Consider the following 12,816-nt stretch of genomic DNA (forward strand, 5'->3'; position numbering starts at 1 on the left):
TAAACATAGGATTCTCCTTTCAAAATAGTAGTAGCTTATAGCTAAGAAAATTTTAGAAAGGGATAGGTAATTTTACAATAGATTAGGGAAAAATTATAAGTTGGAATTTAATGACAGGTACGACAGAACACCAATTATTCAATGGGAGAAAACGAATGAACATTTCTATGTAGATGTATTTTTTAAGTTAAAAAGAAGGAGATTTTAAATTTAAAATTTCCATACAACAAAATGACTTTTTAGCTTAGATAAATCCTATAAAATAGGTATTTAGGATAAGTAATAATTATTGATCAGTTTTCAGAGCATTGCGTCTATATTTTGTGTTTCTTATAATTTCGTTGAAAATAATTAATTTGAAAGGAAGTTTTCAATGAAACGAACAAGTATGATAGCAAGTATTGCAATTATTTTGACTTCGTTACTTAGTTCAGGAGGTGTCTATGCGGCAGAACCAACACAAACAGCTGATCCAGCAAGTGCATCAACACCAGTCACGGCCGATTTAACGACACCGCAACAAATGACGCCTAAGCCACCTTCTGATCCTAATAATCCTGATATCACATAGAATGAACCAGTTGGTGGTGGAGTTACAGGTGAAGAAGGAAATTTAGGGATTGCGTACTTTCCTAAAGGATTTTCTTTCACAGGGAATCTAGGACCTACTGAGTTAACACTTAATGATTCGAGAAGTAATACTAGTAGTGATAAAACTACTTACAATATCGGTGTAAAAGATAATACACAGCAAAATAATTCTTGGACATTAACTGCACAATTGCAGTGGAGTAACAGTGAATTGCCAGGTTCTGAAATTACAGTAACGAATCCAGATCAAGGAAAAGTAAAACTAAATCAAAATGATGGCATATCTAATTTCCAAAATGAAGATTTAGTATCACAAAATGATGTTCAAGGCACTGATTCAAACACAGTTGTTATTAGTAATAGTCCAACTACTATTATGAAAAAAGGTAAAGTTACAGTAGGTAAAGGAACTTATGATTATAGTTTAGGTAATGTAGGTACTTTGAAGTTGATGATTCTTAATGCGACTGATTTGGTTGCGAAACAATATAGCGGAAATGTAAATTGGAATTTACAAATTTCGCCAGACACTTCAAGCTCTAGTGTCGATTAATTCAATGATAAGATGACAGTATCTATTTTTCACTTCTTGAAACATAGATACGCATTCATAAAAGGAAAATGTTATCGCATATTGTTTATGTGATCTACCCACACGTATTTTTATATGCGATAACATCTTTCCTTTTCGCAGACTGTTCTTGGAGCAGTCTGTTTTTGTATTAAAATTAACTGATGGTTATATATTGTAAGAATAAATTATTTTATGTAAATATAAATTTACTGAATTTTGCAAATAAAAGAGATGGGGATTAAATTTTAATTTTATAAAGGCGAAATAATTGATTAATTATAATATACGTTGTATCTTTTATACGTAATGCGCATTATATTTTTTTGTATTCATGTTTTATTTTTATCGAAATGAAAAACAAAAAGGGAGTGTATAGAAAATGAAAAAGCAAAGTATCTTATTTAGTAGTATTGTAATGGTAGGTGTTTTAGCTAATAATGAAACGGTATTTTCGGATCAAATAGCTGATCCAAACAGTGCGGAAACTCCTGTAAGCGCTACCTTAAATGCGAATGATCCTGGAACTCCTAATCCACCTACTGATCCTACTGATCCTGATAACGGAGGGAATGAACCGACTCATGGAGGTGTAATAGGAGAAGAAGGAAAATTAGGAATTGCTTATTATCCTAAAGCGTTTGCCTTTTCTGGAAATTTAGGACAAGCCACTTTATCATTAAATGATCGTAGTGATTCAATGTCTTCTAATGCAACCTATAATATTGGTGTAAAAGATGCAACCCGTCAAAATAATCAATGGACATTGTCTGCCCAATTAAACTGGACGAATGATGAACTTCCTGGATCAACGATCACTTTAAACAATTCAACGGGAACAGTGATGCAAAATACAAATAATGGGACAGATCCTTTCCAAACCAATCAGTTAGTTGCCCAAACAGATGTTATTGGAAATTCAAATGTAACTATTTCTACAGGTGGAACGACTGAAATTATGAAAAAAGAACAAGGAACAGTCGGAAAAGGAACCTATGATTATCGTTTGGGAACATTAGGGAGTCTTCAATTGACTATTCCTAATGCCACAAATTTAGAGGCAAAAACATATAATGGAACAGTCGATTGGAATTTATTAGTTACACCTTAGAAAGTTATATTTTTGAATTTTAATTTATAAATTACAGTTATCTCTTTCTCTTGAAAAGACGGATAATAGTGTGTTTATTGATTAGTGACGATATAGGAAGAGAATTTTTTCTAGTTTTTAGTTACTAAAAAGGATAGATTAATAGTATTCACGTGAATACCTTAATAATGAAAAGGATGGTATGGAAATGAAACGAGCGATTGGCATGACAATACTTATCTTATCTATCTTTTTCTGTGGGGGAGTCATTGCGTATGGGGAAGAAGGGATTGGTGGATTTACCATTGAAGGCGTGCCAAATGCTCATCAATTAGATTCTTCTGTTGGCTATTTTTACTTGAAAGAAGATCCTGGAGAAAAAGATGAAATCAAAGTGAAGTTGATCAATGAATCGTCAAAAGAAAAAACATTAGAAATTAAAGTAACTGATGCCAATACAAATCCTAACGGCATCATTGATTATACTGGAATGATTGAAAATCATGCGTTGTTGAAGACACCCTTAACACAACTTGTTAAGGCGAATCAATCAGAAGTGAAAGTGCCTGCAAATAGTACCAAAGAAACAACATTGAGTGTAATGATGCCTAAAGACAGATTTGAAGGAATCGTCTTGGGAGGAATTGTTGTTTCTGAAAAAAAAGATGAAGAAGAAAGTAAACAAACGGTTTCTGTTGAAAATACGTATAGTTATACTTTGGGCGTAGTATTGACGAATGAAACAGAAAATCAAATGAAACAGTATATTTCAGTCGAATTAGAAGATGTTGGCCCTATTCTTTATGATGGTCGTCGAATTATTCAAGCAGACATTTTAAACCCTAATCCTTACATATTCCCAGATTCGAAAGTAGAAGGACAGATCATCGATCAGAAAACAAAAGAAGTAGTGCGAACAAAAGAACAAGAAAATGTGAGCATAGCACCGCTCTCTGTTTTTCCATTTCAATTTGATTGGGTAAAAGAAGATTTAAAACCTGGGAAATATCTATTTAAGGGTGTAGTGACTGGTGAGGAAAAAGAGTGGAAGTTTGAAAAAGAATTTGAGATCACGGAAGAACAGGCCAAAAAAATCAATCAAGAATCCGTCTTTCAAATCCAAATTCCGAAATGGGTAAGTATTGGTTCACTTGTATTTGCATTATTGGCTTTCATGACGATACTTTTCTTGCTTATAAGAAGTAGAAGGGGAGGGAACTAAAATGAAACATAAGAAATTTACGATGATACTTCTTTTGTTTTTAGGTGTTTTCCTTCTACAATCCTCTACGATGGTTTTTGCGGCAATGACAGACTCAAAAGAAACAGATGTAGCAGTGGAATTACGGGAAACGATTGCCCCCGATAAAGATTTACCAGGAGTAGAAAATATATCGGCTGAATCGGAAATTGTTCCAAAAAGGCGTGGTGTTTTACCAAAGACAGGAGAAATCATGAATCATGGATATTCTTGGCTAGGAGTTGGTTTGGTTATACTTGGTAGTACTCTTTATTATTCAAAAAAGATAGTAAAGGGGAGAGATTAGATGTATACCTATCCGATAATTTATTTGACGTTGGGAAGTATTTTCTTAATAGTAAGCATATATCTGTTTTTAAAAGACTATAAAAAAGTAGTCCAGCAACAGATAGAAAAACGATTCCTTTTTTTGAATATCTTTAGTATACTGTGTGCATTAGGAACAATGATCATGAGCGTAATCTACTTTTTTGTCATCAATAATCAATTATAGGAATATTGAATGGAAGAAGGTGAAAGACTTGAAACGATTAGTAAGTGGACTACTTTGTTCTGTGCTTGTATTTGGATTAGTTAATAACCATGGTGTTTTAAATAGTCATGCAGAAGAAAATGTAGTTACTTCTGAATCTTTGGAATCTGATAATCAAGTAGAACAATCATCTACAATGATAGATTCAGAAACAGAAGAAGACGTTTCTGAATTTGTTCCTAATACATCAAAGGAAGAAACAGTATCGGATAATCAGACAAATTCTTCAAATAGTACAGATAATTCTAAAGAAGAATCAACTACTAATGATACTGAGCAATTGCCTAACTCAAGTATTATGGCTATACAAGAGGGATTTGATTTAGAGGAATGGGAATATCAAGAGAACGAGAATGAGATAATTTTAATAAGTCATAAAGGTACTGCAGAGGAAATTGTAATTCCAGGAGAAATTAATGTGAACAATATAGGAAAACATGTTGTTTTGCAAAATTTATCTGTAGATACAGTTGGAAATCCGATTTCTTTAACAATACAAGAAATTAATGGGAAAAAAGTGGGGTTACAAAGTACAAATTTAATGGCAGCTTTTTATTTAGCTAGGCTTCGTACGTTAGATTTCAGTGGATTGGATACCTCAAATGTAACGAATATGGCACAGATGTTTTATCAAAGCGATTTACAAAGCGCAAATTTTTTAGGTATGGATACATCTAATGTGACAGATATGTCTCAGATGTTTACCTATACTGATCTGACTAATTTCCAGCAGGATTTTAATACTTCGAACGTAACAGATATGCACAATATGTTTGCGGGACTTTCTTCTTCCCCTAAACAATTAGAGGTAAATAATTTTGATATGTCAAATGTTACTAATGTTAGGCGAATGTTTGCAGCTATTCCTAGTATTTTATACTATGATTTATCGAATTGGCATTTTGGAAAAACTGATGTAAATTTTGACCAAATGTTTGCCACATTTGGTGCTAGTGCTTACAAACCATTATTAGTCGTGACAACTGATAGTCAATTACTAGCACAAAATTTTAATTACGATTCAGGAAGTACTTCTACGCCTGCAACAAGATATCGTTCGCCAGCGGGACCATATTTTGATGGTGGATCAGCTTATAATGAGTCTGATTCTATCGGACTATTTTCGAATGGTTATCGATTTCAACGTTTCTTTACAGATTTTTTTGTTCAGCCAGATGATCCTAAATTAGATTTGAATAGGTTAAAAGAATTTATTATAAATCAGGAACAAACTATTCCTATATTAACACCAGCTGCAGCCTATGATTTTACTGGTTATACTTTAAATAGTGGAGGAATAGATACACAAGATGCTACTCAGATAACAGATTTATTTAATAATATTTATACCGCACAATGGTTAAATCAAAAGATAAATAGTAGTGGAGACAATCAAAATTTTACTCCTAATAGTAGTTTATTAGGTTTTGCCTATCTGCCTAAAGCATTTGATATGGGAACTGTTACGTTACAATCTGGTGGCCGTCAAGAAATTCCTTTAAAGAAAACAGAAAGTTTAAATATTGGGGTTAAGGACCGTACAAATTCATATAATGAATGGACAGTTACAGCAACATTTAATTGGACTAGTGGAATGGAAATTTCAGATGCTTACATTCAGGCGAATAATCAGTCAGGAACAATTATGGATAATTGGAATACTGGGGATTACGCTTATAACCCAAGTACAGATTTACATCCTCTAAGCAGTAATGATGTTACTGGGATACCTGACTTTGAGTTGCAAGTGAATCAAACAGTGGTAGTCATGTCAACGAATACAACAACGAGAAAAAATGGTGTTTATGACTATGATTTAGGAAATGCAGTTTTAGTTATTCCTGATGTTTCTCAAGTAGTTACGGGTACGTATTTGGGAGAAATACATTGGAATCTAATAAATGGGCCATCTTAGTAATAGTCTAATAAAAATGAAACGTACTATAATTCTAAAATTGCTGTGTTCTAGTATGGTTTCCCTATTTTAGAAAGAAAAATAATATAGATGTAGAAGATATTACCAACGTGATGATCTATCCTTGCACCAATGGAAAAATAGAAGCGAAAAATACTAGCATAAAGACAATGAAACGAGTATTCCACGAATTCAAATCATTTGAGAACAGTAAAATTTTTTTGATTAATTAAGATGATATAATAAAAAAGCTGAGCTAGATTTGATTTTTCTCAATTTATTAGTCCTTATTGAAAAACGGCTTAAACAAAAAGATACCGCTAATGAAAATTAATTAGCGGTATCTTTTGGTTCTACAATATTTAGTGTTGGTGGAAAATCTACGGATTTTCTACTGACACTTTTTTTGTAAAAAAAGATAGAAAAAGAGATAGCCTAACTGGTAGAATTTAGTCGTCTAAAACAAAACCAAACCAAGAAAGGATATCTCCATGGATCATTGTACTAGAAATTTGTTAGGTTTAACCGATGAAAATTTATTCTTCGAAGAAGAATGGTTAGAGACAGTAGAAGAAGAGGGGTTTCGCATCAATCTTATCCATGACAAACTTAGCTATATACCAAGCCATTGCCGTAAATGTGGCATCAAAAATGAAGGACAAATCATCAAGAATGGCTCACACAAAACAAAAGTTCAACTTTTGCCTTATCGAGACACCAAAACAGAATTACGCTTGGTACGTACGCGCTTTTACTGTAAAGAATGTCAGTCGACATTCAATGCTCAGACAAACTTGGTGGATGAAAACTGCTATCTTTCAAAAGAATTAAAGGTTCAAATTGCCTTGGAGCTGGCCAAGAATACAACAAGAAAAGAAATTGCCGATCGCTATTTTGTCTCTGACGTAACCGTTCTGCGTGTCCTACACACCTGTTTAAAAACGTATCATCCTCGTTTTGATACGTTACCTTCGGTCCTTTGTTTTGATGAGTTCAAATCAATGAAGTCCTGCAGCGGAAAAATGAGTTTTGTCTTTATGAATGGGCAGACCCAACAATTGATCGGCGTATTGGAGAATCGTCGCCTTGCATTCTTAAAACCATATTTCCTTAAATTCACCCGAAAAGCACGAGTGAACGTGAAATACGTCGTGATGGATATGAATGCCCCTTATTTTGAACTTGTAAAGGCGGTCTTCCCAAACGCAAAAATCGTGACCGATCGCTTTCACATTGTCCAACAAATCACTCGTGCGTTAAACCAGTTGCGAATTAAAACAATGAACAGCTTTCAAAAAACGGAACCGACAAAGTATCGACGATTGAAGCGATTCTGGAAATTGCTCCTTAAGCATGCCTATGATCTGGATAGTTCCAATTATCAATATAATCGATCCTTTCGTAGACCAATGACGCAAAAAGCGATCGTCGATGAACTTTTGAGTTATGACGAACAATTAACAAGGGCTTACGAGACTTGTCAGCTCCTCCTCTATCACTTTAAACACAAGGACAGCCAAAGCTTTTTCGATACGATCAATAGCTTAGATCAACGCCTCCCACAATGGTTTTGTAAGAAGCTGACGTTTTTAAATAAATACAAATTAGGGATTCAATATGCTTTAAAAACCAGGTATAGTAATGGGGCATTAGAAGGAACAAACAACAAGATAAAAGTGATAAAACGAGTAGCCTACGGCTATCGAAATTTCCAGAACTTTCGAGCAAGAATTTATCTCATTCAAGGCTTAATCTTCCAAGTAAAACAAAAACCAGTTAAGCAATCTGCCTAACTGGTTATGACTAAATTTTCAGTTGTATCTTTCTCTACCAACACTAAATGTCGAAGAGCCTATCTTTTTGTTAGCTATTTACAGATGTAAAGTACTAAGTAGGATTGAATAAATGAATTGGATTTATATATTAAATATAACATGATACTATTACTAAATACAGCTATACTTGTTTTAATTATTCGTATTATTTCTATTTTTTTCCTAAAAATAGTGAATAAAATAGCCGTGACAAAAATTTAGGAGAATGTTAAAGTAACTATACATCAAAAATTGAGTATCACTATTTAATTAAGACTGTCCTCATTATTTCAAATGGTGCTTCTGGAGGAATCGTCTTTGGAAAAATAGCTTTTGAGTTGTTAGCCGTAAAAGGTTAGACAGAAGGTTTTGTACCATATGTATCTAACAAATACAAAGAACAAGCTAAAACAGAAAATGAAATATTCTCCGATGAATTTATCATTGAGAAAATATTTGATGGTGAGTATAAAGATTATGCAGCATTCAAAAAAATTATGTTTAAAGAACGGAGTGATAAGAAAAATCAAATTAAATCAATAACCGTGCAATGGAATGGTCAAAATAATGTAATAAATAATTACAATGATTTACGATCATTATTTGATATAGCTATAATAAATGACTTGATGTTAGCACAATCAAATAAAAATATGCATTATATGGATGATTTGAAAGCTAAGATCATGCAGGCTTATCATTTGTTAACGAATGATTTTAACGAATCTATTTTCAAATAAAATAATGTACCATTTCCTTTTGGGGGAATGGTACATTTAACTATTTTATATTCAAGTACAGCTTATATAGCTACACACATAGATGAATATCGATAAATTTTATTCAGTTTAATACATTTCAAATAAATATGTCATAAGAATTTGAGCATTTTGATATGTAGAATAAAATATAGTCTCTTATATTAACTTTTTAAAAATTTTTATTATAAGGAGATGTAGTATGTTTTTTGCGAGTAAATTAAATAAAAGTGGAAATAATAAAGAATTTAGCATAAAAAAATTGTCTATCGGAATAGTGTCAGTCTGTATGATAATTTGTTGTAATTTACTAATAGTTAATCCCATCCAAGTACAAGCGAATGAACCAACTACTATTTTAGAATCTCTAGAGAAAAGTAGTGTTAATGGAAAGCAAGAAAATCAAACATTTTCTATTTTTGATAGTAACAGTTTTAGAACAGCGTTGACTAACTCTAAAGACGGAGATATTCTATATTTTACGCAAAGTTTTCAGGAAATAAACGAAGATCCAATTATAATTAATAAGCAAGTTATTCTTGAAGGAAATAATCAAACGATTACAACACGTGCTCCCCGTATCTTATTAAATAATGATGTTATAATTAAAAACCTTACCATTGGATTACAACAAAATATGCATAGTGGAATTTTTGTAAATGGATACTCTTTAACATTAGAGAATGTATCCTCAGCTAATGAAATTGCAACTCCATTAAATATTTATGGTGGGGCATATAACTCTACGATTACAGATAATCGAGAAGCAACGATTTTACTAAAAGGTTCAAAAGTAATTAATGGCTCGATTTATTCAGGAGGATATGGTCAACAATCTTCTCCAGGAAAAACGACTATTGTTCTTGGAGAAGATATTACTAGCAAAATGGATACTATTTATGCTTCGGGTGTTGATTTTTCAAATTATGATCCCAATGATTGGTTTAGTCATTTAGGCATTAGTAGTGGATCAAATATATATCATCCGCTTCAAGATAGTAATAATGTAAAAACCATTGTACAGCTCCATAATACGAAAAATATTTATAATGCTATAGAGGGAAATGGAGTAACTGAACTCCAATTATTTGATAATAAATATGGTTTTTTTGATTTACGTAGTTCGAATCTTGATAAAATTTCTATTTTAAAGGGAAAATACTCTCCATTAAATCCAGAAGTTATCAAAAATGTTTCATTTTATCTTGCTAAAGATACCTTATTAGATTTAACAAGATCATCAGCATTTGAGGATACTGTTATTCGTGAATTAGAATCTGACAATGGGAAAATTTCTATGTTAAATTATGGAACACTTATTTTAGATTCTATAGAAAATAAATCCAAAGTGCTGGTCTCTACTAATAATTCAATAAATGAGGATTATTTTAAAATAGTTATTAAATCAGGTGGACAAAAGAACCAATTCATTTTAGAAGATAAAGATTATCAATTAAAATATAATAAAGATAATAATACTTTTACAGCAGTTGATATTTTTTCAATTGAAGTAGAAAATACTGAAGCAGAAGCTACAGAAGAAATCTCACAAACAGCTGATTTAGCAAGTGCATCAACACCAGTAACGGTAGATTTGACTACACCGAATACACCAACTCCTAAACCACCTTCAGATCCTACTGATCCTGATATCACAGGGAATAAACCAAGCGATGGTGGAGTTACAGGTGAAAGTGGAAACTTAGGAATTGCATATTATCCAAAAGCCTTTGCATTTACTGGTAAATTAGGAACAGATACCTTAAATTTAACTGATTCAGGAAGCAATTTTTCAGGTGGTAATGTTACCTACAATATTGGTGCAAAAGATAATACGCGCCAAAATAATTCCTGGACATTAACTGCACAATTGCAGTGGAGTAACAGTGAATTGCCAGGTTCTGAAATTACAGTAACGAATCCAGATCAAGGAAAAGTAAAACTAAATCAAAATGATGGCATATCTAATTTCCAAAATGAAGATTTAGTATCACAAAATGATGTTCAAGGCACTGATTCAAACACAGTTGTTATTAGTAATAGTCCAACTACTATTATGGAAAAAGGTAAAGTTACAGTAGGTAAAGGAACTTATGATTATAGTTTAGGTAATGTAGGTACTTTGAAGTTGATGATTCCTAATGCGACTGATTTGGTTGCGAAACAATACAGCGGAAATGTGAATTGGAATCTAGTAATGGGCCCAGATACTTCAAGTTCTAGTGTCGATTAATTCAATAATTAGACGATCGTATCTATTTTTCACTTCTTGAAAAACAGATATGCATTCATAAAAGGAAAATGTTATTGCATATCGTTTATGTGATCTACCCATACATATTTTTATATGCGATAACATCTTTTCTTTTCGCAGCCTGTTTATTGAACAGATTGTTTTTTATTATAAAATAGTAATAAATTGAAAAATAATTATTTGTATTGGATAGAGACAATCTGCAAAGGAGGATAAGTAATGATTATTGATACGGATAAAATACAAGCGTTACTAGATGATGAGAGTATTTCTGATACCTATATCGAAAAAGAAACAACTCTAATACAAATTAGACAATATCGAACTGGGAAGAAAAAGATAGGAAACATGACCTTAAATATGGCTATGGAGATGCAATCCTTATATGAGTATATACAAAAAGAGAAAAGATCAGGCAATATAAAAGGTCTTGAAAAAGCAGTTAGTGATTTTAACAAATGTCAAAGTGCTGCAGTCGTATATTTTAATAAAAAAGAATGGAAGATATGGACAACCATCTATGACGATCTCGGACTACATGATGATTATATGGATGAAAACATTGTGATACTTTTACAAAAAGGTACATGTGATATTTTAACTCGTTATGACAAGACAACGATAAATGATTTAGAATTATTATGTAAAATAGAGTTGGCACTTAGTTAAGTGTACCATATATGGATAAGAAAAAGGGTTTTTGGAAAAAGTGAAACTAAGCAAAAATAATTGCACGGATGGACTTTTGTCACAGGCTATTTCTCAGCAGTAGGTGACGGTCACTACTTTTTTATTGTACTTTTATTGTTTTGATAAATGAGATAAGATGGCTTGTTGGTAGAAGAACTTTTTAAAATGAAATCAGGAAGTATCTCTTATTTACACGATTAAACTTAAGTAAATATAACATTAAGATATACCCGTGGTGCTAGTTAATTTTTTCCTAGAGGAAAATGTCTAAATATGTTGGTAAATCAACAAAAAAACGCATGTAGTAGTCTCAAAACTCCCAAGAAATGAGGACTACATATGCGTTCATCAAAATATACTGAACATTATACAGATACTTTTATAACATTCAAGGAAATTATGAGAACTGTTTCTAACATATACCACAATTGTGTACCAGATAAGATTAAAAACCGAAGAAATACTGATCAACTGAAGCAACGCGATACAGTGATTATTGCTTGTGTTATATGGGGCATAATTAATGGCTATACTAGCCAAAGAGCCACGTATAGAGCGGTTTGTTCCGTCTTATTTCCTAATGGTGACTTTCCTAGTAGGAGTCGATTCACTCGCTTAAGTTCAAACTTAGCTTACACTATCAAGATTATTCGATACTTTTTCATCAAGAAGCTCACCAAAGGTGAACTAGTCGGAATTATAGATAGTTTTCCTAGTCCATTATGTAAACCAGTTAGAAATAGACAAGCAAAACTATTGAATCAAATAGCCAAAGTTGGCTATAACTCAACAAAAAAATCTTATTTTTATGGTCTTAAAATTCATATGATCGTTACTAAGACTGGCTTTCCGATTACTTACTCAATCACGAATCCAGGTGTCCATGACGTGAAAGTGTTAGAGATTTTATCGGAAGAAGCGAATCTTCCCAATATCCTAGGGGACAAAGGATATATTAGCCATAAAATCCATGAAAAGCTTGCCGTTAAGGGCATTACTATATCCGTTCCGCCACGTAAAAACATGGATAAATCAGAAAAACTAGACCACAGCTTACTTGGAAAACAAAGAAAAACAGTTGAGACTGTTTTTTCTTCCTTAGAAAAATTAGGTTGTCAAAATTTCAACTCACATTCTGTTAAAGGGCTAGAGAGTAGATTTGAAAGCATATTACTGGCTTACAGTGTTCTATTAAGTCGAGCACAACGACGTTTTGAAGGAACTTTGAGAATTCTTTAGGATATTAAAATTAACTAGCACCACGGGTTTAAGATATATATGATTATAGAGGAGGATAAAAAAGAAACCATCAATGAATCATAATTGAGGCTCTATACTTT

The 12,816-nt window shown here is 32.4% G+C and carries 9 protein-coding genes and 3 pseudogenes; all 12 read left to right on the forward strand.

All coding sequences use genetic code 11. From position 1 onward, the window contains the following. The first annotated feature begins 373 nt into the window (after positions 1-373). The 12 genes and pseudogenes from AB3I42_RS12675 (at position 374) to AB3I42_RS12730 (ending at position 12,715) form a co-directional block, all read left to right on the forward strand. Positions 374-571 carry a hypothetical protein gene (locus tag AB3I42_RS12675; RefSeq protein WP_081125757.1) on the forward strand — a complete coding sequence of 66 codons (198 nt, stop codon included), beginning with the start codon at positions 374-376 and terminating at the stop codon, positions 569-571. Between the two features lie 33 nt (positions 572-604). Continuing rightward, positions 605-1,144: pseudogene (locus AB3I42_RS12680) on the forward strand (WxL domain-containing protein); the annotation flags it as partial. 400 nt (positions 1,145-1,544) lie between these two features. Next, positions 1,545-2,273 carry a WxL domain-containing protein gene (locus AB3I42_RS12685; RefSeq protein ID WP_181934772.1) on the forward strand — a complete coding sequence of 243 codons (729 nt, stop codon included), beginning with the start codon at positions 1,545-1,547 and terminating at the stop codon, positions 2,271-2,273. A gap of 187 nt (positions 2,274-2,460) precedes the next feature. Further along, on the forward strand, positions 2,461-3,474 hold the full coding sequence (locus AB3I42_RS12690) for a DUF916 and DUF3324 domain-containing protein (protein ID WP_081123664.1): 1,014 nt from the start codon (positions 2,461-2,463) through the stop codon (positions 3,472-3,474). A gap of 1 nt (position 3,475) precedes the next feature. After that, entirely contained in the window at positions 3,476-3,799 is a 324-nt protein-coding gene (locus AB3I42_RS12695) for an LPXTG cell wall anchor domain-containing protein (protein WP_081123665.1), read from the forward strand. A gap of 235 nt (positions 3,800-4,034) precedes the next feature. After that, positions 4,035-5,960, forward strand: coding sequence for a BspA family leucine-rich repeat surface protein (locus AB3I42_RS12700; protein ID WP_081125760.1), 1,926 nt, complete (start codon positions 4,035-4,037; stop codon positions 5,958-5,960). A gap of 68 nt (positions 5,961-6,028) precedes the next feature. Further along, positions 6,029-6,193 (forward strand): annotated as a pseudogene (locus tag AB3I42_RS12705) (transposase); the annotation flags it as partial. A gap of 258 nt (positions 6,194-6,451) precedes the next feature. Beyond that, a complete protein-coding gene (locus tag AB3I42_RS12710) occupies positions 6,452-7,753 on the forward strand; it encodes an ISL3 family transposase (RefSeq protein ID WP_181934771.1) in 1,302 nt (433 codons plus the stop codon). Between the two features lie 395 nt (positions 7,754-8,148). Next, positions 8,149-8,514, forward strand: a pseudogene (locus AB3I42_RS12715) (ZmpA/ZmpB/ZmpC family metallo-endopeptidase); the annotation flags it as partial. Positions 8,515-8,734: 220 nt separating this feature from the next. Continuing rightward, positions 8,735-10,765 (forward strand): WxL domain-containing protein, encoded by a 2,031-nt coding sequence (locus tag AB3I42_RS12720; RefSeq protein WP_181934770.1) that lies wholly within the window; start codon positions 8,735-8,737, stop codon positions 10,763-10,765. 240 nt (positions 10,766-11,005) lie between these two features. Next, a complete protein-coding gene (locus tag AB3I42_RS12725) occupies positions 11,006-11,455 on the forward strand; it encodes a hypothetical protein (RefSeq protein ID WP_081123670.1) in 450 nt (149 codons plus the stop codon). A gap of 360 nt (positions 11,456-11,815) precedes the next feature. Next, positions 11,816-12,715, forward strand: a complete 900-nt coding sequence (locus AB3I42_RS12730) for an IS982-like element ISEfm1 family transposase (protein WP_081125764.1) — start codon at positions 11,816-11,818, stop codon at positions 12,713-12,715. The last annotated feature ends 101 nt before the right edge of the window (positions 12,716-12,816 follow it).

The sequence above is a fragment of the Enterococcus sp. C53 genome, from assembly GCF_040887425.1.
Lineage (GTDB): Bacteria > Bacillota > Bacilli > Lactobacillales > Enterococcaceae > Enterococcus_B > Enterococcus_B hirae.

Excerpts from the sequence above, each read along its gene's own strand:
- AB3I42_RS12675 (WP_081125757.1), top strand. The coding sequence starts at position 374 with ATGAAACGAACAAGTATGATAGCAAGTATTGCAATTATTTTGACTTCG.
- AB3I42_RS12685 (WP_181934772.1), top strand. The coding sequence starts at position 1,545 with ATGAAAAAGCAAAGTATCTTATTTAGTAGTATTGTAATGGTAGGTGTT.
- AB3I42_RS12690 (WP_081123664.1), top strand. The coding sequence starts at position 2,461 with ATGAAACGAGCGATTGGCATGACAATACTTATCTTATCTATCTTTTTC.
- AB3I42_RS12695 (WP_081123665.1), top strand. The coding sequence starts at position 3,476 with ATGAAACATAAGAAATTTACGATGATACTTCTTTTGTTTTTAGGTGTT.
- AB3I42_RS12710 (WP_181934771.1), top strand. The coding sequence starts at position 6,452 with ATGGATCATTGTACTAGAAATTTGTTAGGTTTAACCGATGAAAATTTA.
- AB3I42_RS12720 (WP_181934770.1), top strand. The coding sequence starts at position 8,735 with ATGTTTTTTGCGAGTAAATTAAATAAAAGTGGAAATAATAAAGAATTT.
- AB3I42_RS12725 (WP_081123670.1), top strand. The coding sequence starts at position 11,006 with ATGATTATTGATACGGATAAAATACAAGCGTTACTAGATGATGAGAGT.
- AB3I42_RS12730 (WP_081125764.1), top strand. The coding sequence starts at position 11,816 with ATGCGTTCATCAAAATATACTGAACATTATACAGATACTTTTATAACA.